General features: G+C 70.3%; 21 protein-coding genes. 7 read left to right on the top strand and 14 right to left on the bottom strand.

Annotation, left to right across the window (positions count from 1 at the left end; translation table 11 throughout):
* Positions 1-9 precede the first annotated feature (9 nt).
* The 4 genes from R2J76_RS17890 to R2J76_RS17875 form a co-directional block, all read right to left on the bottom strand.
* A complete protein-coding gene (locus R2J76_RS17890; RefSeq protein ID WP_316413014.1) occupies positions 10-1,425 on the bottom strand; it encodes a M16 family metallopeptidase in 1,416 nt (471 codons plus the stop codon).
* Positions 1,426-1,435: 10 nt separating this feature from the next.
* The gene (locus R2J76_RS17885; RefSeq protein ID WP_316413013.1) at positions 1,436-2,797 is read right to left on the bottom strand and encodes a M16 family metallopeptidase; all 1,362 of its coding nucleotides are present in this window, start codon (positions 2,795-2,797) and stop codon (positions 1,436-1,438) included.
* 250 nt (positions 2,798-3,047) lie between these two features.
* Entirely contained in the window at positions 3,048-3,575 is a 528-nt protein-coding gene (locus R2J76_RS17880; RefSeq protein WP_316413012.1) for a phospholipid scramblase-related protein, read from the bottom strand.
* Between the two features lie 101 nt (positions 3,576-3,676).
* Entirely contained in the window at positions 3,677-4,435 is a 759-nt protein-coding gene (locus R2J76_RS17875) for an SDR family NAD(P)-dependent oxidoreductase (protein WP_316413011.1), read from the bottom strand.
* Between the two features lie 155 nt (positions 4,436-4,590).
* On the opposite strand from R2J76_RS17875, the gene R2J76_RS17870 reads away from it, so the two are divergent.
* From R2J76_RS17870 to R2J76_RS17860, 3 genes are all read left to right on the top strand, one after another.
* Positions 4,591-5,496: an AraC family transcriptional regulator gene (locus R2J76_RS17870; RefSeq protein ID WP_316413010.1), complete on the top strand. Its 906-nt coding sequence runs from the start codon at positions 4,591-4,593 to the stop codon at positions 5,494-5,496.
* A gap of 110 nt (positions 5,497-5,606) precedes the next feature.
* Complete coding sequence (locus R2J76_RS17865) at positions 5,607-7,040, top strand: aminotransferase-like domain-containing protein (protein ID WP_316413009.1); 1,434 nt, start codon at positions 5,607-5,609, stop codon at positions 7,038-7,040.
* A gap of 50 nt (positions 7,041-7,090) precedes the next feature.
* Positions 7,091-7,816 carry a class I SAM-dependent methyltransferase gene (locus R2J76_RS17860; protein WP_316413008.1) on the top strand — a complete coding sequence of 242 codons (726 nt, stop codon included), beginning with the start codon at positions 7,091-7,093 and terminating at the stop codon, positions 7,814-7,816.
* Here R2J76_RS17860 and R2J76_RS17855 read toward each other — a convergent pair.
* The 9 genes from R2J76_RS17855 to R2J76_RS17815 form a co-directional block, all read right to left on the bottom strand.
* The gene (locus R2J76_RS17855) at positions 7,802-9,244 is read right to left on the bottom strand and encodes an efflux transporter outer membrane subunit (protein WP_316413007.1); all 1,443 of its coding nucleotides are present in this window, start codon (positions 9,242-9,244) and stop codon (positions 7,802-7,804) included. The genes R2J76_RS17860 and R2J76_RS17855 overlap by 15 nt on opposite strands.
* A gap of 26 nt (positions 9,245-9,270) precedes the next feature.
* Positions 9,271-10,821, bottom strand: coding sequence for a DHA2 family efflux MFS transporter permease subunit (locus tag R2J76_RS17850; protein ID WP_316413006.1), 1,551 nt, complete (start codon positions 10,819-10,821; stop codon positions 9,271-9,273).
* Between the two features lie 22 nt (positions 10,822-10,843).
* The gene (locus tag R2J76_RS17845) at positions 10,844-11,956 is read right to left on the bottom strand and encodes an HlyD family secretion protein (protein WP_316413005.1); all 1,113 of its coding nucleotides are present in this window, start codon (positions 11,954-11,956) and stop codon (positions 10,844-10,846) included.
* A gap of 97 nt (positions 11,957-12,053) precedes the next feature.
* Positions 12,054-12,497 carry a MarR family winged helix-turn-helix transcriptional regulator gene (locus R2J76_RS17840; RefSeq protein ID WP_316413004.1) on the bottom strand — a complete coding sequence of 148 codons (444 nt, stop codon included), beginning with the start codon at positions 12,495-12,497 and terminating at the stop codon, positions 12,054-12,056.
* A 204-nt stretch (positions 12,498-12,701) separates the two neighbouring features.
* Entirely contained in the window at positions 12,702-13,790 is a 1,089-nt protein-coding gene (locus R2J76_RS17835; protein WP_316413003.1) for a Fic family protein, read from the bottom strand.
* Positions 13,791-13,989: 199 nt separating this feature from the next.
* On the bottom strand, positions 13,990-14,739 hold the full coding sequence (locus tag R2J76_RS17830) for an SDR family oxidoreductase (protein WP_316413002.1): 750 nt from the start codon (positions 14,737-14,739) through the stop codon (positions 13,990-13,992).
* A gap of 48 nt (positions 14,740-14,787) precedes the next feature.
* Positions 14,788-15,366, bottom strand: coding sequence for a TetR/AcrR family transcriptional regulator (locus R2J76_RS17825; RefSeq protein ID WP_316413001.1), 579 nt, complete (start codon positions 15,364-15,366; stop codon positions 14,788-14,790).
* Between the two features lie 47 nt (positions 15,367-15,413).
* Positions 15,414-16,055 (bottom strand): DUF4339 domain-containing protein, encoded by a 642-nt coding sequence (locus R2J76_RS17820; protein ID WP_316413000.1) that lies wholly within the window; start codon positions 16,053-16,055, stop codon positions 15,414-15,416.
* Between the two features lie 28 nt (positions 16,056-16,083).
* Positions 16,084-17,205 (bottom strand): MFS transporter, encoded by a 1,122-nt coding sequence (locus tag R2J76_RS17815; protein ID WP_394366849.1) that lies wholly within the window; start codon positions 17,203-17,205, stop codon positions 16,084-16,086.
* A gap of 121 nt (positions 17,206-17,326) precedes the next feature.
* Between R2J76_RS17815 and R2J76_RS17810 the strand changes: the two genes are divergently transcribed.
* Together R2J76_RS17810 and R2J76_RS17805 are read left to right on the top strand one after the other, a co-directional pair.
* Positions 17,327-18,103, top strand: coding sequence for a DNA/RNA non-specific endonuclease (locus R2J76_RS17810; RefSeq protein ID WP_316412998.1), 777 nt, complete (start codon positions 17,327-17,329; stop codon positions 18,101-18,103).
* On the top strand, positions 18,100-19,683 hold the full coding sequence (locus R2J76_RS17805; RefSeq protein WP_316412997.1) for a M28 family peptidase: 1,584 nt from the start codon (positions 18,100-18,102) through the stop codon (positions 19,681-19,683). The genes R2J76_RS17810 and R2J76_RS17805 overlap by 4 nt, the downstream gene beginning before the upstream one ends.
* On the opposite strand, the gene R2J76_RS17800 is transcribed toward R2J76_RS17805, so the two are convergent.
* Positions 19,670-20,416, bottom strand: coding sequence for a hypothetical protein (locus R2J76_RS17800; protein ID WP_316412996.1), 747 nt, complete (start codon positions 20,414-20,416; stop codon positions 19,670-19,672). The genes R2J76_RS17805 and R2J76_RS17800 overlap by 14 nt on opposite strands.
* 78 nt (positions 20,417-20,494) lie before the next feature.
* On the opposite strand from R2J76_RS17800, the gene R2J76_RS17795 reads away from it, so the two are divergent.
* On the top strand, positions 20,495-22,177 hold the full coding sequence (locus tag R2J76_RS17795) for a mucoidy inhibitor MuiA family protein (RefSeq protein WP_316412995.1): 1,683 nt from the start codon (positions 20,495-20,497) through the stop codon (positions 22,175-22,177).
* 39 nt (positions 22,178-22,216) lie between these two features.
* A complete protein-coding gene (locus R2J76_RS17790) occupies positions 22,217-22,741 on the top strand; it encodes a DUF4337 domain-containing protein (protein WP_316412994.1) in 525 nt (174 codons plus the stop codon).
* Positions 22,742-22,760: the final 19 nt, after the last annotated feature.

Raw genomic sequence — 22,760 nt, 5'->3', positions numbered from 1 at the left:
GGGGTTCCCCTACTTCTTCAGGATCCGCACGGGGCCGAACTGTTCCAGTTCGGCCTTCACCTTGGCCTCGTCCCCCACCACCACGATGGTCTGGTCCTTGGCGGCGAAGTAGGTGCGGCCGATGCGCCGCACGTCGCCTGCGGTCACGGCGTTCACCTTGGGGATGAATTCGGCGAGGGCCATGGGGGTCAGGCCGTTGACCCAATAGCCGGCGAGGGTTCCCGTGAGGGCCGCCAGCATCTGGTTCTGGAAGAGGTACGTCCCGCCCATGAAGCGCTTGGCGCGCCCCAGTTCGGCTTCGCCCACCTGGGTGGTGCCCATGCGGTCCATTTCGTAGAGGATTTCCATGAGGCTGGCGGCGGTGACGTCCGATCGCACATCCGCGCGGACCGTGTAGCTTCCGCCCACCTGCTGGGCGGAGGCCCGGGCGCCGGGGGAATAGGTGTAGCCCTTGTCCTCCCGGATGTTCTTGGTGATCCGGCTGTCGAAGGAACCCCCGAGGATGACATTGGCCAGCTGCAGGGGAATGGAGTCCGCGTGGGTGGCCGGCACGGCGGGACGACCCACCCGCAGGGTGGCCTGGACGGAACCCGGGCGGGGCAGCAGCAGGAATTCGTGGGCGGAGGCCTGGGGGGCCGCCGGCAGGGGCGCCAGCGTGCCGGCACCTCCCTTCCAGTCCCCGAAGGCCGCGGCGACGAGCTTCATGGCGGCGGCCTCCTGGATATCGCCGCCGAGGATCAGCAGGGCCCGGCCCGGCTGGAAGCGTTCGGCGTGGAGGGCGCGCAGGGTCTCGGGCTGGATCCCCTTCACCGTCTCGGCGGTCAGGGACGCGTACCGGTAGGGATGGTTCCCGAAGAGGGCGGCATTGAAGGCCCGGTTGGCCTGGAAGGCGGGCTGGGCCTCCTGGGCCTGGAGGCCCTGGAGGGCGTTGGTCTTCGCCAGTTCCACTTCGTGGTCCGGGAAGACCGGCCGGCGGGTGATGTCGGCCATCAGATGGACCAGGGCGGGCAGGCCGTTGGTGAGGCAGGACCCCTGCACGAAGGTCGCATCCAGGTTGGCGTAGGCGCCCAGCTCCCCGCCGATGGCCTGGAGCTCCTCGGCGATCTGGCGGGAACTGCGGGTGCGGGTGCCCTCGTTGAGCAGCCCGGCCATGAAGCCCGTGAGTCCCTGGCGGTCGGCGGCATCGTGGGCGTTGCCGCCCCGGATGACCATGCAGGCCGTCACCTTGGGAAAGCCGGGCCGGTTCAGCACCCACACATCCAGGCCGTTGGGGAGGGTCCGCTGGGTGACGGCGGGGGCGGGGATGGGGCGTTCGGCCCCGTAGGGGGGGAGATCCTTGGGCAGGGGGGTTTCCTCGTGGGCGGCGAGGAGGCGGAGACCGCTGGCGGCGAGGAGCACTGCGAGGGCTTGGCGGTTGCGGAACATGGGCATCTCCTCAGTTCTTCGCCGGGGCGGTGTGGTAGTCGATGACGGTGCGGTTGGGCCGGGTCAGGTAGGTCCTGGCCACGCGCTTGAGGTCCTCGGCCGTCACGCCCTCGACCCATTTGGGGATCTCGTTGATCTGCGCCGCCTGGCCCCACAGGGCCTGCATCTTCGCGATGGCGTCCGCCCGTGAAAGGGGGACCTCCAGTTCGGCGTAGTAGTCGGAAAGCATCTTGGTCTTGGTGCGATCCAGCTCGGCGGGGGCGACGCCCTGGGTGGCCACGGCATCGATGATCTCGTCCATGGCCGCCAGGATCCGGTCCGAATCGGCGTTGGGCTTGTACAGGGCGAAGATGCTGAAGAGGGGCTGCCCGTCGAAATCCCAGGGGCCGCCCAGGGCGGAATTGAGGCCGCCGCTGGCCCGCAGGAGCAGTTCCCGCCCCTTCACCAGGCCCAGGTACACGCGGGAAGCCTCGCCCCCCACCAGCAGTTCGGAAAGGACGGCGGCCGCCGCGTGATCCTTGCTGCCGCGCTCGGGCATCTTCCAGGCCAGGGCGATGGCGGGGACCCGGGCCAGGGCGTCCGTCTTCACCAGGCGGACCTCCTTCGTGTTCAGGGGCTCCTTGAGGTCGGGCAGGGCGGGTTTCGGCGCGGAGGGGATGCCCCCGAAGTACCGTTCGGCCAGGGCGAAGGCATCCGCGGCCTTCACATCCCCGGCGATGCCCAGCACTGCGTTGCTGGGGGTGTAGTAGGTGCTGTGGAACGCCTGGACGTCCTTCAGGTCCGCGTGGTCCAGATCCTCGAAAGAGCCGTACCCGTCGTGGCTGTTCTCCCACCGGGAGTAGGCCGCGGCCGGAAGATCCAGCCAGAACGTGCCGTAGGGGCGGTTCTTCACATTGACGCGGATCTCCTCCTTGACCACGTCCTGCTGGTTCTTCAGGTTCTGGGGCGAGAAGTCCAGGGCCTTCAGGCGGTCCGCCTCCAGCCAGAGGATGGGCTCCAGGGCCGAAACGGGGGCGGATTCGATGTAGTTGGTGTAGTCGTAGCGGGTGGAACCGTTGTTCATGCCCCCGCCGCCCTGGATGACCCGGTCGAAGACCCCCTTGCGGGCCACCGGGGTGCCTTCGAACATCATGTGCTCGAAGAGGTGGGCGAACCCCGTCCGGCCCTTGGGCTCCAGGCGCATGCCCACCCGGTAGACCATGCTCACGCCCACGGTGGGCAGCGCGTGATCCTCCGACACCACCACGGTGAGGCCGTTGGCAAGGGTCTTCACATCCACCGGCACGTTCCAAACCGGACGTTTGCCCGCCGCGCCGGGCCCGGCCAGGAGGGTCGCCCCCACCAGGAAGGAAATCAGGGATCGGGGTCGCATGGGTGGCTCCTCTGAAAGAACCGGGCTCCCTGGGCAGGCGAGCCTCGCAAGGGGTGGCGGATAGGCACGACCGGGGGCTCGCCCCTTCAGCGCTTCGGACGTTTGCTAGTTCGGTAAGGGATGCAGGAGCATACCACGGGACCTCGTCCAGGGAATCGCCCGTCTCCCGGACCTTCGCCCCGGGCCGCTGGCGCAGGAGAGCTGCGCCAGCGGCCCGGGGCGAAGGTCCCGGACCCGTACGATTCCGTCTCTAGCCCTGGCGCTCCTTGTACACCACGTCCACCGCCAGCGCGAGGCCCAGGAGCATGGGGAGCTGCTCGGGGCGTTCGGATTGGACCAGGTAGCGATCGGCGTTGGTGAAGGCTTCCTTGAGGAGGCCGGCCCATTTCTTGGTGACGACCCCCATGGGCTGGCCCTGGACGGTGGCCTTGTAGTCCCAGCCCTTCCAGTCGCCCTTGAGTTCGCCCACCTCCTGGCCCGCGGGGTCCAGGATGCGGAAGGCGCCGCCCAGGCTGAAGGCCTTGCTCAGGAGGCCCATGATCATCTGGCCGGAGGCGTCCCGCACCTCCAGCCGGGTGCGGAGGAAGGCCGCCTTCTTGTGCACCGACAGCACCGGCTGGGTCTGGCCCGTGGGGTAGATGTGCAGCGTGGTGGGAAGGAGGGCCTTCTTCACCAGGAGGCGCGACCACTTGGCCCAGGTGGCCGGCTCGTCCTTGGCCTGGCCCAGCACGGCCTCGGTCTCGGGGTCCAGGAGGTCGTAGGTATCCCGCAGCTTCATGAGGGATACCTGTTCCCGGACAAAGATCGATCGGCGTGTTCCAAACATGCAGGGCTCCATAAAACAATAGTTTATCAAAAAAACGTCCGGGCGAGCGAGCCCTAGAGGTACATCCCCCCCGAGGCTTCAATGCGCTGGGCGTTGATCCATGCGGTGCCGGGATCCAGCAGGGCCGCCACCGCGGCGCCGATGTCGTCGGGCAGGCCCACCCGGCCCAGGGCGGTCTGGGCGGCGATGGCCTGGTTCAGGCCCGGGTTGTCACGCACGGCGCCGCCGTTGAAATCGGTTTCGATGGCCCCGGGCGCGAGCGTGTTCACGGAGATGCGGCGGGGGCCCAGCTCCTTGGCCAGGTAGCGGGTGAGGACCTCCACGGCGCCCTTCATGGAGGCGTAGGCGGCGGCGCCGGGCAGGGAAAAGCGGGCGAGGCCGCTGGAGATGTTGAGGATCCGCCCGCCGTCGGCCAGGAGGGGCAGGAGGCGCTGGGTGAGGAAGAAGACGCCCTTGAAATGGACGTTCACCAGCTGATCGAACTGGGCTTCGGTGGTCTCGGCGAAGGGGGCGTGGAGGCCCGTGCCCGCGTTGTTCACCAGGGCGTGGAACTGGCCGGTCCCCCAGTGCTCCTGGAGCAGGTCCGCCAGGGCCCGGGCGAAGGCGGGAAAGGACGAAACGTCGCCGGCGTCCAGGCGCAGGGCCTGGGCCCGGGCGCCCGCGGCCCGCAGTTCGGCCAGGGCGCGCTCGGCTTCGTCCTGGCGGCTGTGGTAGGTGAGGACGATATCGTGGCCCGCCTTGGCCAGGTGGAGGGCCGCATTGCGGCCCAGGCCGCGGCTGCCGCCGGTGATGAGGGTGATGGGTCGGGTCATGGGTGCCTCCTCGGGGTGTCCGTCCCCACCAGCCTAGGTCCCGGGCCGCGGCGGCCGGTAGCGGGATCCTGTCGAAGCCTTGCCGGATCCTGCACGTCTTCGAAATTCCGTGTGCGCCGGGGGCGGTGGCCCGGTAGGGTGGATCCGAGGTACCCATGGCGCCGGATCCCCGCAGCGAAACCCTGAAGGACCTGGCCGGCCTGGCCCTGGAACTGGCCCCGGAGGCGGGGGTGCATGCCATGGCCCTGCCCGGGCTCAAGGTGATCCGCAGCGACGGGCGCACCCTGCCCACCCACGCCGTGTACCAGCCCTCCCTTTGCCTGGTCCTCCAGGGCGCCAAGGAAGTGGTGATGAATGGGCAGGCGTTCCGCTTCGAGACGGGGCGCTTCCTGGTGGTGTCCATCGATCTGCCCATCACCAGCCAGGTGCTGGCCGCCTCGCCCCGGAAGCCCTTCCTCTGCCTCGCCCTGGACCTGGACCCGGACATGGTCTTCGGGCTGCTGCAGGGGCTGGGGGAGGGACCCGTGCCGGACCGCCCCGAACGGGGCATCCACCTCAGCGAAGGGACCGCCGATCTCCTGGACGCCTTCCTGCGGCTCCTGCGCTGCCTGGGCGACCCCGCGGACGCGGCGGTGCTGGGCCCCCTGCTGAGGCGGGAGATCACCTACCGCCTGCTCCGGACGGACTATGGGCCGGTGGTCCGGCAACTGGGCGTGGCCGGCAGCCGCATCCAGCGCATCGCCAAGGCGGTCGCCCGGCTTCGGGAGCGGTTCGACGAACCCCTGCGCATCGAGGAACTGGCCCGCATGGTGCACATGAGCCCGTCCTCCTTCCACAAGCACTTCAAGCAGATCACGACGCTGAGCCCCCTCCAGTTCCAGAAGGAGTTGCGCCTGCAGGAGGCCCGGCGGCTGTTGCGGGTGGACGGCCTGGACGCGGCCACCGCGGCCTTCCGGGTGGGCTATGAGAGCCCCTCCCATTTCAGCCGCGAGTACGCGCGCCATTTCGGCCTGCCGCCCATCAGCGATCTCCGGGCCTCCGGCGGGGAAGCGGGAGCCTGATCCGGGCCCTCGGCGGGGGTTCGGCCCGGCAACTGGCAGGATGGGTTTTCCATCGAACTGGCGGTTCCAACCCGGCCGGATGGGCCTACCTTGGAACTCAGGAGGGTCGCATGTTGCTGCGCCTGAGCGAGGAGGGGGGACCGAAGGGACGGCAGATCGTGAACCAGGTCCAGGGCCTGATCGGGCAGGGCAGCCTCCGGTCCGGCGAACGGCTGCCCTCCACCCGGGATCTGGCGGGGGCGCTGGGGCTGCACCGGAGCACGGTGGCGGCGGCCTACCAGGAACTCTGGGCCCTGGGCTGGCTGGAACTGAGGCCCGGCGCCCAGCCGCGGGTGCGGCTCCGGGAATCCATGGCCCACCCGGAGCCGCCGGTGGCCGGGTTCCCCTGGGCCCAGCGGCTGCGGGCGCTTGGACGGGAGCTTCCCGCGCCGGCCCCGCGGCCGGAGGGGCTCCTGTCCTTCGCCGACTTCGGCATGGATCCGCGGCTGATGCCCATGGAGGCCTTCGATCGCTCGCTCCGGGCGGTGCTCCGCCGACTGGGGCCCCGGGCCCTGGACTACGGCGATCCCCAGGGCCAGGCGGGGCTGCGCACCCTGTTGGCGGAGCGGCTCGGGCGCCACGGCGTGCGGGCGACGCCGGGCGAGGTGCTCATCACCCTGGGGGCCCAGCAGGCCCTGGACCTGGCCCTGCGCGGCCTGACCCGGCCGGGGGACGCGGTGCTGGTGGAATCCCCCACCTACAACCAGTTCCTGAGGCTCCTGGAACTGCAGGGGTTGCGGGCGGTCCCGGCGCCGGAGGACCTGGACGGCCTGGAGGCGGTGATCGAACGGGAGCGCCCGGTGCTCTTCTACCTCATGCCCAGTTTCCAGAACCCCACCGGGCGCAGCCTGGACCAGGCCCAGCGCGAACGGCTGCTCGCCCTGTGCGGGAAGCACCGCCTGCCGATCCTGGAGGACGGGTTCACGGAGGAGATGAAGTACTTCGGCAGGCCCATCCTGCCCCTGAAGTCCATGGACCGCACGGGCCTGGTGATCTACGTGGGCACCTTCTCCAAGGTGCTGTTCCCGGGGATCCGCCTGGGCTGGCTGGCGGCGCCGGAGGCGTGCACGGCGGCGCTCACGGCCATCCGCCGTGCCGGGGAACTGTGCCCCCCGCCCCTGCTGCAGGAGGCCCTGGAGGATTTCCTTCGCAAGGGCCACTTCGAGGTGCACCTGGCCCGCCTGCACCGGCGCTTCCGTCGCCGGATGGAGGCCGCGGTGGCGGGGCTCCGGCGGGAACTCGACCCTTCCCTGGCCCGGTGGGAGGCCCCCCACGGCGGCTACCTGCTCTGGCTCCGGCTGGAGGGCTTCGGCCCGGAGGTGGATCTGGAGGCGGGCCTGGCCCGCCACGGCGTGGCCGTGCGGGATGGGCGCGCCTTCTACCCGGGCGGCGAGGGTCCGCGCTGCCTGCGGCTGTCCATTTCCAATCTGGACGAGGCCGAGATCGGGATCGGCCTCGCCCGGCTGGGGCGCGGGTTGCGCGCCCTCCGGGAGCCCGCCCGCTGATTCCCGCACCCCATTCCACCCCGTTCGGCGGTTCGCCGCCTGGAGGCTCCATGTTCGCCAACGCCTATGACGATGCTGTGCGCGCCGCGGCCTATGCCCGGCTGACCTTTCCCGGGACCTATCACCTGGCCTTCCGGGACCTGCCGGACCTGCTGGGGGCCCCGGGCAGGGCCCTGGATTTCGGCTGCGGGGCGGGGCGCTCGACCCGCTTCCTCAAGGAGCTGGGCTTCCAGGCCGAGGGCGTGGACCTCTCGGAGGCCATGCTGGCCGAGGCCCGGGTCCGGGACCCGGAGGGCCGCTACCTGCGGGTGCCGGACGGGGATCTTTCGCCGCTGGCGGGGAGGCGCTACGACCGCATCCTGTCGGCCTTCACCTTCGATAACGTGACGTGCAAGGGGGCGCTGCTCCGGCAACTGGCGGACCTGCTCGAGCCCGGGGGGCGGCTGCTCAACCTGGTCAGCTCGGAGGAGCTGTACCGCCTGGAATGGGCCAGCTTCTCCACGGCGGCCTTCCCCGGGAACCGGGCGCCGGCCGAGGGGGACCGGGTCTACACGGTGATGAAGGACGTTCCGGACGCGCGGCCGGTGACGGATATCTTCTGCCCCGAGCGGGCGTACCTGGCCCTGTACGGGGCGGCGGGCCTGGTGCGGGTCCAGGCGCACCGGCCCCTGGGAAGGCCGGAGGAACCCTTCGCCTGGATCAACGAAACCCGCGTGGCGCCGTGGCGCATCGATGTGCTGGCCCGGGCGGGAGCGCCCGGATCACCCCTTGGCTGAACCCCCGGGGGCCGGCCAGCCGCCGCCCAGGGCCTTGCACAGGGCGATGAGGTCCTGGGCCACGGCCTGGTCGCTTTGCACCAGGTTGTCCTGGGCCTGGTACACCGTGCGCTCCGCGTCCAGCACGTTGATGAAGCTGGTGAGGCCGCTGGCGTACTGCTGGCGCGCCACGTCCAGGGCCCGGGTGCTGGAGGCCACGGCGGCGCGCAGGGGCACGTTGCGGGCCTGCTCCTTGGCGTAGGTCACCAGGGCGTTCTCCACCTCCTCGAAGCCTGTGAGCACGGCCTTCTCGTAGGCGGCCAGGGCCTGCTCCCGGCGGGCGTCCTGGACGCGCACGTTGGCGCGGATCCTTCCCGTGTCGAAGATGGGCCAGCGGAAGCGGGGGCCCAGGGACCAGGTGGAGCTGGGGGAGGTGAAGAGGCTGCCGCTCTGGGCGCTTTCCCATCCGAAACTCCCGGCCAGGAAGAGCCTGGGGTAGAAGTCGGCCTTGGCGACGCCCACCCGGGCGGAGGCCTCCGCCAGGCGGCGCTCGGCCACCCGGATATCGGGGCGGCGGCGCACCAGGTCGGCCGGAAGCCCCAGGGGGACCTCCGCGGGTGCGGCGGGGACCGGCGCGGCGGTCTCCAGGTCCTGGATGACGCGTCCCGGGGCCTGGCCCAGCAGGACGTCCAGGTGGTGCAGGGCGGTGTGGAGGCCCGTCTCCAGGGCGGGAACCTGGCTTTCGGTCAGGGAGAGGACGGTGGCCGCCTGCTCCGGTTCCAGGCTGCTCGTGAAGCCCTGCTGGTAGCGGGAGCGGGCCAGGGCCACGATATCCCGCTGGGCGGTGAGGTTCTCCCGGGCGATGGCCAGGCGCCGCTGGAAGCCCCGGGCGGCGGTGTACTGCCGGGCCACCTCCGCCACCAGGCTGACCTGGACGTCGGCCAGGCCGTAGCCCGCGGCGGCCAGGGCGGCGTCGGCGGCCTCCAGGCCTCGGCGGTTGCCGCCGAAGAGATCCAGTTCCCAGCTGGCGTCGAAACCGGCCTGGTAGACGTTGCTGGTCATATCGGTCCCGGGGGGCAGCATGCGGCCCAGGAGGGGCTGGTTGGCGCTCTGGCGCTCCCGGCCGCCGGAGCCGGCCACCTGGAGGTCGGGGCCCAGGGCCGCGCCGGCCACGCCCCGCTGGGCCCGGGCCTCCCGCAGGCGGGCCTGGGCCAGGCGGAGATCCGGGTTGGCCTTCAGGGCCCGCTCCACCAGGGAGGCCAGGGCGGGATCCTGGAAGGTGGTCCACCACTGGGCCAGATCGGCGCTGCGGTGGGTTTCGCCGCCCCCCAGAGGCTCGCTCCACACATTGGGGGCGTTGGGCTTCGGGGGCTCGTAGGTGGGGCCGACCTTGCAGCCGACCAGGAAGCTGGTGGCCGCCAGGGCCAGGAGGGGCATGGTAGTTCGCATGGGGTTCTTCTCCACGATTCGGGGGGTCAGTGGCCCATCACCGGCTGGACGTCCTTGCGCACGCGACGGAGCATCAGGACCACGGCGATGACGATCCCGCAGGCGACGGTGAGGATGCGGAACACATCCAGGTAGGAGAGCATCGCCGCCTGCACCTGCACCTGGTTGTAGAAGCCCGCCAGGCCCTTGGGGGTGAGCCCTCCGGTGGCGTGCAGGTGGTGCATGAGGGGCATATTGGCCCGGGTGGCGGTGGCCGCCAGGTAGGCCTGGTGCACCTGGGCGCGGCGCACCAGGAGGGTGGTGGCCACGGCGATGCCGATGCTGCCGCCCAGGTTGCGCATGAGGTTCATCATGGCGCTGGCCTGGTTGCTCTTTCCCGGGGGCAGGTTGCCGTAGGCGATGGTGTTGAGGGGGATGAAGAACAGCGGCAGCCCCAGGCACTGGATGAGCCGCGCCCACAGGAGGTTGTGGAAGGCGATCTGGGCCGTGAAGCCCGACATCATCACCAGGGACAGGGCCAGGAGCGAGAGGCCGAAGGCCATGAGGTACTTGGGCTGCACCCTGCGCACGAGGGTCCCGGCCACGGGCATCATCACCATGAGCATCAGCCCGCCCGGCATGAGCACCAGCCCGGCCTGGGTGGCGTCGTAGCCCAGGAGCTGCTGGGCCAGGAGCGGCACCAGGACGGTGGTGGAATTGAGGATGAACCCCACCACGAACTGCAGGCCCATGGAGGTGGCCAGGTTGCCGTTGCGCAGCAGGGGCAGGTCCACCACGGGGTCCTTCTCGACGAGGGTCTCCCACACCGCCAGGCCGATGAAGCCGGCCAGGGTGAGGAGGAAGAGGACGACGATGGTGGGCGATCCGAACCAGTCGGATTCCTGGCCCTTGTCCAGGAACACCTGCAGGGCGCCGAAGGCCAGCACCACGAAGGCGAAGCCCATGGCGTCCACCCGCACGGGCTTCTTCTGGCCCTCGGCCTTGGGCGGATCCTGGATGAGCCGCTGGGTGAGCAGGAGGGACACCAGGCCCACGGGCACGTTCATGAAGAAGATCCAGCGCCAGGAGAAGTTGTCGGTGATCCAGCCGCCCAGGGTGGGGCCGATGGCCGGCGCGGCCACCACGGCGACGCCGTACACCGCGAAGGCCATGCCGAAGTACTTGCCGGGGAAGGTGTCGGCCAGCATGCTCTGTTCGCTGGGGGCCAGGCCGCCGCCGCCGGCGCCCTGGACCACCCGGCACAGCAGCAGGACGCCCAGGGACGGGGCGATGCCGCACAGGAAGGAGCTGAAGGTGAACAGGGCCACGCAGATCATGTAGAAGCGCTTGCGGCCCAGGGTATTGGAGAGCCAGCCGCTGATGGGGATGATGATGGCGTTGGCGGCCAGGTAGCTGGTGAGCACCCAGGTGGCCTGGCTTTGGCTGGCGCCCAGGCTGCCGCCGATGTGGCCCAGGGCCACGTTGGCGATGCTGGTGTCCAGCACTTCCATGAACGTGGCCAGGGAGATCACCACGGCGACGATCCACGGGTTCACGCCGGGCTTGGCGGCGCTGTTGGGGGTTCTGGGAAAGGGCATGGTCGGCTCGTTCTCCGGGGCGTCAGGAATGCACCCGCACCTTGGGTTCCACGGACATGCCCGGGGCCAGCTGGCCCAGCTTGTCGTTGTCCAGGAGGATCTTCACGGGGACGCGCTGGACGACCTTCACGAAGTTGCCCGTGGCGTTCTCGGTGGGGATGACGCTGAAGCGCGAGCCGGTGCCGGACTGGATGGAATCCACCCGGCCCGTGAGGGTGAGGTTGGGGAAGGCGTCCACGCTCACCTCCACGGGCTGGCCCGGGGCCATGTGCTTGAGCTGGGTCTCCTTGAAATTGGCCACCACCCAGACCTTGGCCGGCACGATCTGGAAGAGCGGGTTGGAGGGGGTGACGTAGGCGCCCGCGTCCACGGCCTTGCCGGTGACGCGGCCGTCCTCGGGGGCCAGGATGCGGCAGTGGTCCAGGTTCACCTGGGCCTTGCGGGTGTCGGCCTGGGCCTTCTGGTAGTCCCCCTCGGCCGCGGTGACGTTGGCCCGGGCCTGGATCACCTGGGCCTGGGCGGAGCGCACCTGGGCCTGGGCCCGCTCCTGGGCCGCGAAGGAGGTCTTGCGGGCGGCGACGGCGGTGTCCAGGTCCCGCTGGGAGCGGGCCCGGGCGTCCACGCCCTGCAGCCGGCGCAGCTCGGTCTCGGCGTTCTCGAAGGTGGCCTGCACGGAATGGAGGGTGGCCTGGGCTTCCAGCACCGCGCTTTCCGCGGCCGCCACCCCGGCCTGGGCCTGGGCGAGCTTGCCCCGGGAGGCCGCCTCGGCGCCCCGGGCCTGGCTCAGGGCCACCTGGAAATCGGTGGGGTCCAGCTCCACCAGGAGATCGCCCTTGTGCACCATCTGGTTGTCGTCCACGTGCACCACCGCGGCCTGGGCCGACACCTGCGGGCTGATGCCGATGATGTGGCCGTCGATGAAGGCGTCGTCGGTGGATTCGAAGGGCGCCACCTGGCGCAGGTAGTAGGCGCCCCCCAGGGAACCGGCCGCCAGCGCGCCGGCGGCGAGCATGGACGCCAGCCGGCGGCGCTTGGAGACCGGGGCCGCCGCGGGGGCCTCCGGGAGGGGGATATCGATGGAATCGACCGCCTCGAGCGCGGCCGCGCCGGAGGTCTGGGGGGTGGAAGCAGGCATGGGGGACCTCGCAGGTGGGTGAAGGAGGGCCGGGCAGCCTTTCGGCAGCCCTCCGGCCCGGGGATGGATTCGGATGCTGGGAATGGAACCGGGGGCGCTATTCGCCCCGATACGCGGGGAGGCCTTCCTGGACCTTCTGCAGAAGGCCGACCAGGGTGTCCCGTTCCTCCAGGGACAGGTGGGACATGAGCTGCTCGATCCCCCGCCACTTCTGGGGGAGGTAGACATTGACCAGGTCCAGCCCGGCCGGGGTGATGGCGATGAGGCGGGTGCGCCGGTCCTCGGGGGCCTCGATGCGCTTGACCAGCCCGTCCTGTTCGAGGCTGTCCACCAGCCCGGTGATGCTGCCCTTGGTGACGGACATGAGTTCCGCCAGCCGGGAGTGGGACAGGGGCTCCGGCTGGTTCTCCAGGAGCAGGACGAGGGTCATGATGCGCCCCTCGCCCAGCCCGTGGCAGGAGAGCTTGGTGTTGGCGATCTCCCGCACCTCGTCCGAGACGCTCATGAGCAGCAGGTAGGCTTCCAGGCTGTACCGGTCCATGGAAGGCGCGCCCAGACGCTCCACTAAGCGTTGAATACGCTCGTATTTGGGGGACCGGAACTGGGAAACGGGACAGGGGGTCAAGGGGGTCCTCTTGGTTGAGACCTGGATAGTATGGTTCCGAACCATTAACCCGTCAACCGTCTGCCGATGAATTTTTCGGGGCAGCCGGGCGACCTGGGGGCCCAGAACGGGGGATCGCATCTACTCCGCCGGCCCCTCGGGGCGGCGCCCCATGAGAATCGCGGTCAGGGCGATGTTGATGTAGTAGTTGACCCGCCCTCGTTTCTGCTTCGCCAGGAACCCGTCCTCCGCGAGCTTGTCCAGGTATCGCGTCGCCGTGAGGCGCGACACCTTCAAGTCCCGCTCCACAAACTCGATGCGAGTGTACGGGTGGGTGAACAGGTTGTTGATGAGATCCTGGCTGTAGAACTTGTGCTTTGCCCGGATGCGGTGTTTGTAGTCCTGGAGCGCGTCCTTGATGGCACCAATCGTCCGGATCGTTTGAGCTGCGGTCTTCTCGACCACATCCAGCATGTAGAACACCCAGGCTTCCCAGGCGTCCTCGTCCCTCACGGCCTGGAGCCGCCGGTAATATTCCGCCTTGGTCTTCACGATCTGGCTGCTGAGGTACAGCACCGGAATATCCAGCAGATCCTCTTTCACGAGGTACAGGACATTCAGGATGCGCCCTGTGCGCCCGTTCCCGTCATAGAAGGGTTGGATGCTTTCGAACTGGTGGTGGATCAGGCTCATCTTGATGAGGGGATCCGCGTCGAAGAGGGGATCCCCGTTCATGAATCGCTCCAGTTCGCCCATGAGGCGCTGGACTTCCTGCAGGTCCTGCGGGGGCGTGTAGACCACGTCTCCCGCGCTGTTCTTCAGGGCGGTGCCGGGAAGTTTCCTGAATCCCGCACGGTTCTGCTCCAGCACTTCCTGGATGGACAACATATGGTTCAGGGTGAGCAGCCCTGATTCCGTGACCAACGTGAACCCTTTGCGGAGTGCCTGGCGGTATCGAAGGACCTCCTTGGTCGCTGCGTCTATCGCCTCCTGGGTCGCGTCCTCTCCCTTGAAAAGCTCGTCGTGGGTGGTGACGATGTTCTCGATCTCTGAACTGTCCTTCGCCTCCTGCAGGCCGAGGGTGTTGATGAGGATTCCCTGATTCGGGATCGAGGCTGCCACGCCCTTGAGTTCAGCCAGGCAGCGGCTCGCGCTCGCTAACTTCCTCAAAATCACAGCGGTTTCGAATCGGGCAGGGTCCAGGTGGTCCAATGACTTGAGTGTTGCCATATCAGATTCCAGGCAATGATGCACATAGAGAATACCGCTTTTCTATGCATGTTCATTGCCATGTGTATACTTTTTTCGGTTTTCTATGCATATGGCTACCGACATGCATAGCAGGCCGGGCCTTTCTGAATACGATAAAAACGGACCCCGGCAGCTACCTGGAATCCGGGCGGAATGGGTTCATTCAGGCATTCCAGCTTCAGGCGATGGCCGCGCCGCCGTCCACCAGCAGTTCCTCGCCGGTGATGTAGGAGGCGTCGTCGGAGGCCAGGAACAGGGCGGCCTTGGCCACCTCGGTGTCCAGGCCCAGGCGCTTGAGGGGCACCATCTCCTTCAGGCGCTCTTCCATGCCGGCCATGGCTTCGGGGGGGAGGCCGAGCTTGGCGTGGATGGGGGTGGCGATGGGGCCGGGGGCCAGGCTGTTCACGCGGATGCCCCGGGGGGCCAACTCGGTGGCGAGCACCCGCACCAGGCCGGCCAGGCCCGCCTTGGAGGTGGAATAGACGGCCGCGTTGGGGAAGCCCTTCCGGTCCACCACGCTGGTGGTGAAGATGACCGAGGCGCCCCGGGGCAGCAGGGGCAGAGCCTTCTGGGCGAGGAAGAAGGCGCCCTTGAGGTTCACGTCCATGATGCCGTCCCAGTGGGCCTCGTCCACGGCCTCGATGGGCACGAACTTGCCGATGCCGGCGTTCACGAAGAGGACATCGATGCGTCCGGCCTCGGCCTTCACCCGGGCCACCACCTGGTCCAGGTCGGCCAGGGAGGCGCTGTCGGCCTGGAGCACGGTGATGTCCTTGGGGAGGGCTTCCCGGGCGGCCGCCAGGGTCTCCGGGTTGCGGCCGGTGACGAAGACGCGGGCGCCTTCGGCGTGGAAGCTGCGGGCGGCGGCCAGGCCGATGCCGGTGGTGCCGCCGGTGATGAGGGCGATCTTGCCTTGGAGGCGGGTCATGGCGGACTCCTTATATGGAACATTCGTTCCAAAATTATGGAAAAAAAATCATCCGAGGACGGACAGGGTCACGCGGACGATGGCTTCCAGGTCTTCGCGGCTGGCGCCGGAGCGGAAGGTGACCTGGAGGCCGTGGAGGGTGTTCTGGAACATGCGGGCCAGGGCCGCCGGGTCGTGGTGGGGACCCAGTTCGCCCTCCGCCTGGGCCCGGCGCAGGCGGGTCTCCATGCGCCGGAGGTTCTCCCCGAAGGCGGCCTTCACGCACACGGCGGAGGCGGGGCTGTCCGCGCCGCGCTCCAGGGCCGCCTGGGCCAGGAAGCAGGGGAGGCCCCCCTTGGCGACGAGGTGATCGATGGCCCACCCGAAGAGGGTGGCCAGGGCGCGGCGCAGGGGTTCCGGGCCCTCCAGGAGGGTGGCCATGGAGGCCCGGTTCAGCTCGAGGTAGCGCTCCAGGGCGGCGTGGTACAGGGCCTCCTTGTCGCCGAAGGTGTCGTAGATGCTCTGGCGGTTGATGCCCATCCCGGCCACCAGCTCCTGGATGGACGTGGCTTCGAACCCCTTGACCCGGAAGGTGTCCAGGGCCCCCTGCAGGGCCTCGTCCCGGTCGAATGCCTTGGTCCTGGCCATGGACCCACTATAGGTAATTGGAACGATCGGTCAAGAGCAAAGGGCGATCAGAAATGCCGGAGGCCGCCCAGGAGGACCGCGGCGCCGATGCCCACAAGGGCGCCCAGGATGTAGAGGCACAGCACCACCAGGGTCATGATGCCCACGTAGCGCCAGAAGGATTTCTGCGCCCGCAGGGCCTCCGCCAGGGCCTCGGGGCCGCCGTCGGCGAGCAGGTCCGTGATGCGGCTGGCGTAGCGGTTCAGGAAGATCACGGGGGGCACCTGGAAGGCGGCCATGACGAGGTAGAAGCCGGGGAGCACCATGCGCAGGCCCTGGGGCATGCCCCGCAGGGGGCCCTGGGTCATGCCCAGGAACACCAGGGCGATGACGGCGAGGAAGACCGTGCCGAGGATGCCCAGCACGCCCATGAAGCGCACCCAGGGCCGGGTGGCGCGCAGGGCCTCCACCACCGCGGCCGGGACGGCCTCGGCGGCCGGCGGGGGCAGGGCGCCCGGGAACACCTGGGGAGGCGGCGGGACCGCGCGGAGCTCGGGAAGGGTCCCCGCCGGGGTCCAGTCCGGAAGGCCCTGGCGCCACACCAGATCGCCGGGGCGGACCTGGCCGGTGGCCAGGAGTTCCTGCAGGACCTCCTGGGGCACGGGGCCCTGCGTGGCTCCGTTCTGGATATAGCTCCAGGCTTCGCTCATGATCTCTCCGGGAATGGCCTGGATTATATCAGGACCGCGCGGCACGCGGACTGAACTGCAGTGCGGCCGCGGCCAGGGCCAGGAGGATGCCGAAGGCGCCCACGCCGTGCCATCCCAGGGTCCTCCAGGCCACCATGGCGCCGCTGGAACCCGCGCTCCCCCCGAGGAACATGCCGGTCATGAAGAGGGTATTCAGGCGGTTCCGGGCCTCGGCCCGCAGCCCGAAGACCAGCTGCTGGTGGGCGATGAGGGCGCTCTGAACCCCGAAGTCCAGGAGCACCACGCCCACCGCCATGCCCACGAGGGAGTCCCAGGCCACGAGCAGCAGCCACCCCGCCAGCACCACGCCCGCGCCCGTCGTCACCACGGGCCCCGGGCCCCTGCGGTCCGCCACGCGCCCCGCGAGGGGGGCCGCGAGGATCCCGATGGCGCCGATCACTCCGAACAGTCCGGCCAGGTCCGCGCCCCGCAGGAAGGGGGGCTGCTCCAGGTGCAGGGCCAGGGTCGTCCAGAAGGCGCTGAAGGCCGCGAAGAGCAGGGCCTGGGTGAGCGTCGCCCGGCGCAGTCGGGGCTCCCCGCGCCAGAGGTGGAGGAGGGATCCCAGGAGCCGCCCGTACCCCATGGACGTCGACGGAAGGCTCGCGGGCAGCAGCCGCATCACCGCGGCTCCGGCCAGAGCCATGGGGACCGCCAGCCGGAACACGGATCGCCAGCCCCAGTGGGCCGCCACGAAACCCGACAGGGTCCGGCTCAGGAGGATGCCGGTGAGCAGGCCGCTCATGACGCCGCCCACCACGGCGCCCCGGCGGTGGTCGGAAGCCAGGGACGCGGCCACGGGCAGGATCTGCTGGGCGACGGTGGATCCCACGCCGATGAGGAGCGAGGCGGCCACCAGGGCCCAGCCGCTGGGCGCCGCCGCGGCCATGAGGGTCGCCGCCACCAGGCCCATGAACTGCGCCGTGATCAGGCGGCGCCGCTCCAGGAGATCGCCCAGGGGCACCAGGAAGAAGAGGCCCGCGGCGTAGCCCAGCTGCGTGACGGTGGGGATGAGCCCCACCGCCATGCCGCCCGGGAAGACCCGCCGGAGGATGCCGATCATGGGCTGGTTGTAGTAGATGTTCGCCACGGCGATGCCGCAGGCGCAGGCCATGGCGAAGATCAGGCCGGGGCCGAGTTCGCGGGGCCGGGTCAAGGGTGCCTCTGCGTGATAACCTTCATGGAACCAATTCTACAGTTCCTGCGACCGCCGGAGCCCGGCGGATGGAGACTCCGTGAAAGCTCTGCGCATCGCGATCCTGATGCTGGCGGCCCTGGGCGCCTTCGCCGCCGACGTCTTCTTCGGGGGCGTGCAGCCCCGGAGCCCCGAGCCCGTGACGGTGGTGGCCTACACGGCCTACACCCTGGGCTATTCCGAGACCCGCAAGGTGCCGCTCTGGAGCGTCTACACCGTCAGCGGACCCCAGGGGGAGCCGGAGCCCGTGGCGAGGAAGGGCATGCCGTTCTTCACGGAGGAGGCCACCGAGGCCCGGGTCACCACCCGCGACTACGCCGGGACGGGCTACAGCCGGGGCCACATGACGCCCTTCGCGGCCATCGCCTATGCCTTCGGCGCGGGGGCGGCCCGGGAGACCTTCTCCATGGCCAACATGGTTCCCCAGCTGCAGAGGCACAACGGGGGCATCTGGTCCCGCCTGGAGGAGGCGGTGAGCGGCGCCCGCACCGGAGGCGGCTTCCGGCCGGGGCTGACCGGGAGATCGGCGCGGATCTGGGTGTACACGGGACCGGTGCTGGGCGGGGAGGCCGTCATCTCCACCAAGGGGATCGCCGTGCCCATGGCCCTGTGGAAGGCCGTCATCTGGATCACGCCCGGGGGCGCCACCCGGGCCTGCGCCTGGATCATCCCGCACGAGGAGGGCCTGGAGGCGGGGGCCTGGATGGCCTACGCCACCACCCTCGCCAAGGTGCGGGAACGGTCCGGCGTTGACCTGGCGCCCGGGGACGCCTCGGGCCTGGATGCCCGGTGCGACGCCGGGGAGGTGCTCCCGTGAAGCGCCACCTGCCCGCCCTGGGGGCGCTGGCCGCGGGCCTCCTCCTGGGGCTCGGCGCCCTGATCCTGCCTTCCCCCGCCCCGGCCGGGCCCGGCTTTTCCGCCCTGCGGGCCCGGGCCCACCTCGACGCCCTCGCCCGGGCCCCCCACACCGTGGGGGACCAGGCCAGCCTCGAACCCGTGCGGAACTACCTGCGCGCCGGCCTCCGGGCCGCGGGGCTCAACCCCGGAACCCTGCGCCATCCCGAAGTCACCGACCGCGCCGGGCTGCGCTACCCGCTGGAGAACATCACGGCGTCCCTTCCGGGCCGCAGCGGCTCCTCGGTGCTGCTGGTCTCCCACTACGACGCGGTGCCCGGCTCCCTGGGGGCGGGCGACGACGGCCTGGGCATGGCGGCCATGCTCGAGATGGCGGGCCTCCTGGCCCGGTCCCCGCAACCCCTGGAGAACGGGGTGCGCTTCCTCTTCACGGACGCCGAGGAGTCCGGGCTCCTGGGGGCGCGCGCGGAGATGGAGCGCAACGCGGACCTCTACCGGGACGTGAACCTGGTGATCAACCTCGAGGCCCGCGGCGTGCGGGGCCCGGCCGTGATGTTCGAGACGGGGAGGCGGAACCTCGCGACCATCCGGCTCTTCCGCAAGGCCCGGTGGCCCTTCGGGTACTCCTTCGCGCCGGAGGTCTACCGGCGCATGCCCAACGGCACGGACTTCACCGTCTTCCAGCGGGCCGGACTGCCCGGGATGAACTTCGCCGTGCTGGACGACCTCTCCTTCTACCACACGCCCCGGGACCATCCGGGCAATGTCTCCCTGGCCTCCCTGCAGCACTACGGAGAGCAGGTCCTGCCCATGGTGCGGGCCTACGCGGCGGACCCCGCCCTGGCCGGGAAGGGGGCCTTCGCCTCGGGGGAGGACATGGTCTTCTTCACGTGCTTCCCGGGCATCCTGGTGTCCTGGTCCACGCGGTGGGACCGGGCCCTGTCCCTCTTCCTGGTGCTGGCCTTCCATGGGGTCATGGTGTGGAACCTGGGCCGGGGGCGGGCGAAGGTGGCGGCCATCGCGGGGTGGTTCCTGGCCTGGACGGGCCTGGCCGCGGCGGCCCTGGGCGCGGGGGCGGCCGCGAGCTTCCTGGCCTCCAGGGCCACGGGGATCCCGTGGCGCTTCACCTACATGCCCAACGTGCCCCTGGAGCGGCCGATGACCTGGGGCCTGCTGCTGGTGGTGGCCCTGGCGGCCTACGCCCTGGCCCTGCGGAGCCGGGCGCGCTCGGCCCTCCTGGGGGCCATGGGGCTCAATCTGCTGGTGATGGCCGCCATGGCCCGGGTGCTGCCCGGGGGGACCTTCCTGTTTTCCGTGCCGCTGCTGGCGGGCTTCGGGTCCCTGGTGCTGGCCGACCTGACCGGGCGCCCCCGGCTGGCCCTGGCCGGGGCGGGGGTGGCGGTGGCGCTCTTCGTGCCGGTGCTGCACCTGGTGTCCCTGGCGCTCACCGCCGGGGCGCTGGCGGCCCTGCTCGCGCTGGCGGCGGTGCCCATGTCCCTGGCGGCGGCCCTGGCCGTGGAGGGCCCCCTCAGGACCCGCTGAAGGTCAGCGTCGCCACCTTTCGGGACTGGCCGGACTCCCCGCCCCCGGAGCCGCTGCTTTCGTGCACGTGGTGCACGGTGACGAGCCTGCCGCCCACCCTCCCGAAGCGGTAGGCGTCGTGCTGCTCGGAACGGAAGCTGATCACCAGGAGGGCCTTGCCGCGCACCTTGACGCGGGTCTCCGCGGCCACGGGGGTGCCCTCGGCGTCCACCCAGACCTTGGCGGTGGCGTCCAGCTCCTTGATGTACTTCCGCTCCCGGGCGCCGATGCGGGGTTCCAGCTTCAGGGAGAGGAGCTTCAGGGGCCGCCCGTCCAGGGTGTCGGGGCGCTCCTCCAGGAGCGTGGCCCCGTCCAGTTCCTGGAGGATCTGGGGGCCGGGGTCGAAGTAGTTCTGGAGGCTGAGGGCGTCGATGCCGGCCATGGCCTCGCGGGTGGGGGTGGTCTTTTCGGGGTCCGCGGTTTGGAGGCGGGCCTCCTGGAGGGCCTGGGCCAGGAGGTCGCGGCCCCAGGAGAGGCGCAGGCCTTGGGGACCGGACTCGGCCCAGGCGGTGGCCTTGCCCTGGCTGATGACCGGCTTCTTCTCGTCCCCCTTGCGGTTCCAGGTCTCCACCTGCACGGAGGCCTTGAGCGGCTCGCCCCCCGCGGGTTTCTGGAGACGCGCCCGCAGGGCGCCGAGGGCGTCGGCGCGCAGGGGTAGGACAAGGGCGCAGAGGATCAGGATGGTCAGGCGCATGGGACTCCCGTGGCTAACTTCTACTTTGCACGATCCGGGGCGCGGGGTGGGATAGACTGGTCAAATTCCGAGGTGACCATGCTGACCCGATGGCTGCTGCCCTGCCTTGCCCTCACCCTGGCCGCGGAGGTCCCCGTGTCGCTCACGGCCCCCATCCGCAGGGTGCGCCTCCACCCCGACGAGGCCTGGGTCACCCGGGTGGGCCAGGCCAAGGTGGCCGGCCCCGGGGTCCACCGGCTCCTGCTGAAGGATCTGCCCCAGGGCCTGGAACTGGACGACGTGCGGGTGGCCGCCTCGGGCCCCAAGGGTTCGCGCCTGGGCGACCTGAGCGTCGGCGCGGAACCCCGGAAGGTCACCGAGACGCCCGAGTACAAGGCCCTCAAGGCCGAGTGGGAGGGGGTGCGGGACCGCCAGGATGCCCTGGAGGCCGAAGGGGAGTCCATCGCCAAGGAACTGGCCTTCCTTTCGGGGCTGCAGGCCGGCTACGACAAGGAGATCTCCGCGCGCATGACGGGCGCCCTCCCGGGGGCCGCGGCCGTGGTGGACCTGAGCCGCAGCCTCCAGGGCCGCTTCGGCGAAGTGCTCACCCGGGACCGCCGGCGCCGGCGGGAACTGGAGAAGGTGAGGGAGGAGTTCCGGCGCCTGGATGTGGATCTGAGCCGGCGCGCCGCGGAACGCAGCGCCAGCCCCGCCCAGGCCACGGTGGAAGTGGCCACGGACCGGGCCGGGGAGGTGGAGGTGGAATTCACCTACCGCACCCGCGGCGCGGGGTGGGTGCCCACGTACGAGGCCCGCCTCGCCCCCGACGGCAGGAAGCTGGAGCTGGCGATCTTCGCGACCATTCGCCAGGGCACCGGGGAGGACTGGAACCGCGTGCAGGTGGAGATCACCAACGCCCGCAGCGGGCGGAGCCTCGCCCTGGCCCAGTACGCCGGGCCCCGGCTCGTGGATTCGGCGGTGCCGGCCCTTGAGGTGGCGGAGCGGCGCATGAGGAATCTGGGCAGCCTCGCGCCCGGGGTGGCCCAGAACCAGTACCTGCCGGCCCCCAGGGCCGTGCTGGACGTGGTGGCCGCCAACGCCCCGGCGACCGTCTCCGAAGCCCAGCCCCTGGAGGAGGCCCGGGGGATCGCGGCCACCTGGGCCCTGGAAGGGACCAAGGACATCCCCGCCGACAACGAGGCCCACCGCTTCCGCATCCTCGGCCGGGACCTGGAGCCGGCCCTGGCCCTGGTGGCCACGCCTCGCCTGGATCCCACGGTCCACCGGGTGGCGCGCTTCCCGGTGCCGGCGGGGATCCCGCTCTTCCCGGGGGCGGCCGTGGTGCACTACGCGGGGACCCAGCGGGTGGGCCAGACCCAGCTGGAGATGCCCCTGCCCGGGGCCCCCTTCCAGTTCGGATTCGGCCCCTACCGGGGCGTGCGGGTGGAGCTGCGCCAGGTGGAGGCCCTGAAGGAGGCCGTGGGCACCTTCACCAAGGACATCCAGTGGACCCTGCGCGAGCGCATGGAGGTCTCCAACGACACCGCCGAGGCCGTGCAGGTGGAGCTCCTGGACCGGGAGGTGCGGGCCTCCAGCGACAAGGTGCGCATCACGCCCCTGCCGGGAACCACGCCGTCCCGGGAGGACGCCGTCCCCGGCGTGCGGGCCTGGACCCTCGCCGTGGAGCCCCGGGGCAAGGGCACCGTGGCCCTGGGCGCGCAGATCCGCATCCCCGCGGGATGCGTGCTCACCGGCGCCGACGACCTGCACCTGCCGCGCTGACCCTTGACGGGGGCCCGCTCCTCCGGTGAAATCTCCAGCATGGCTGACGAAAAGAAAGAACCCTGGCTGAACTTCCTCGCCCTGACGACGGTGATCCTCGCGGTGTGCGCCACCCTGGCCACCTTCAAGGGCGGGGGCTATTCCACGCGCTCGGTCATGAGCCAGGCCATGGCCTCGAACCAGTGGGCCTTCTTCCAGGCCAAGAGCACGAAATCGAACCTCTACGAGATCAGCCGCGAGCAGCTGGAATTGCAGGCCGAGGGCGCCTCCGGGGAACGGGCCGAGGCCCTGCGCAGGAAAGCCGCCGACTGGGCCCGGAAGGTGGCCACCTACGACCAGGAGAAGGCCGCGATCCAGGCCGAGGCCAAGCGCCTCGAGAACGTGAAGGAGGAGGCCCAGAAGCACTCCGCCGCCTTCGGCATCGCCGTGATCTTCCTCCAGATCGCCATCCTCCTCTCCTCCATCGCCGCCCTCCTCAAGCAGAAGCAGGTATGGTGGCTGGGCCTGGTCGTCGGCGCGGCGGGAATCCTCTATTTCGTCAACGGCTTCCTGCTGTTCCTGTAGTCGGCGCCCCGGTCCCTGA

Source organism: Mesoterricola silvestris (assembly GCF_030295405.1).
In the GTDB taxonomy this organism is placed as follows: Bacteria; Acidobacteriota; Holophagae; order Holophagales; family Holophagaceae; genus Mesoterricola; species Mesoterricola silvestris.
This window is presented reverse-complemented; position numbering and strand designations above follow the sequence as displayed.

Excerpts from the sequence above, each read along its gene's own strand:
- R2J76_RS17890 (WP_316413014.1), bottom strand. The coding sequence starts at position 1,425 with ATGTTCCGCAACCGCCAAGCCCTCGCAGTGCTCCTCGCCGCCAGCGGT.
- R2J76_RS17885 (WP_316413013.1), bottom strand. The coding sequence starts at position 2,797 with ATGCGACCCCGATCCCTGATTTCCTTCCTGGTGGGGGCGACCCTCCTG.
- R2J76_RS17880 (WP_316413012.1), bottom strand. The coding sequence starts at position 3,575 with ATGAAGCTGCGGGATACCTACGACCTCCTGGACCCCGAGACCGAGGCC.
- R2J76_RS17875 (WP_316413011.1), bottom strand. The coding sequence starts at position 4,435 with ATGACCCGACCCATCACCCTCATCACCGGCGGCAGCCGCGGCCTGGGC.
- R2J76_RS17870 (WP_316413010.1), top strand. The coding sequence starts at position 4,591 with ATGGCGCCGGATCCCCGCAGCGAAACCCTGAAGGACCTGGCCGGCCTG.
- R2J76_RS17865 (WP_316413009.1), top strand. The coding sequence starts at position 5,607 with ATGTTGCTGCGCCTGAGCGAGGAGGGGGGACCGAAGGGACGGCAGATC.
- R2J76_RS17860 (WP_316413008.1), top strand. The coding sequence starts at position 7,091 with ATGTTCGCCAACGCCTATGACGATGCTGTGCGCGCCGCGGCCTATGCC.
- R2J76_RS17855 (WP_316413007.1), bottom strand. The coding sequence starts at position 9,244 with ATGCGAACTACCATGCCCCTCCTGGCCCTGGCGGCCACCAGCTTCCTG.
- R2J76_RS17850 (WP_316413006.1), bottom strand. The coding sequence starts at position 10,821 with ATGCCCTTTCCCAGAACCCCCAACAGCGCCGCCAAGCCCGGCGTGAAC.
- R2J76_RS17845 (WP_316413005.1), bottom strand. The coding sequence starts at position 11,956 with ATGCCTGCTTCCACCCCCCAGACCTCCGGCGCGGCCGCGCTCGAGGCG.
- R2J76_RS17840 (WP_316413004.1), bottom strand. The coding sequence starts at position 12,497 with ATGGACCGGTACAGCCTGGAAGCCTACCTGCTGCTCATGAGCGTCTCG.
- R2J76_RS17835 (WP_316413003.1), bottom strand. The coding sequence starts at position 13,790 with ATGGCAACACTCAAGTCATTGGACCACCTGGACCCTGCCCGATTCGAA.
- R2J76_RS17830 (WP_316413002.1), bottom strand. The coding sequence starts at position 14,739 with ATGACCCGCCTCCAAGGCAAGATCGCCCTCATCACCGGCGGCACCACC.
- R2J76_RS17825 (WP_316413001.1), bottom strand. The coding sequence starts at position 15,366 with ATGGCCAGGACCAAGGCATTCGACCGGGACGAGGCCCTGCAGGGGGCC.
- R2J76_RS17820 (WP_316413000.1), bottom strand. The coding sequence starts at position 16,055 with ATGAGCGAAGCCTGGAGCTATATCCAGAACGGAGCCACGCAGGGCCCC.
- R2J76_RS17815 (WP_394366849.1), bottom strand. The coding sequence starts at position 17,205 with ATGGCCTGCGCCTGCGGCATCGCCGTGGCGAACATCTACTACAACCAG.
- R2J76_RS17800 (WP_316412996.1), bottom strand. The coding sequence starts at position 20,416 with ATGCGCCTGACCATCCTGATCCTCTGCGCCCTTGTCCTACCCCTGCGC.
- R2J76_RS17795 (WP_316412995.1), top strand. The coding sequence starts at position 20,495 with ATGCTGACCCGATGGCTGCTGCCCTGCCTTGCCCTCACCCTGGCCGCG.
- R2J76_RS17790 (WP_316412994.1), top strand. The coding sequence starts at position 22,217 with ATGGCTGACGAAAAGAAAGAACCCTGGCTGAACTTCCTCGCCCTGACG.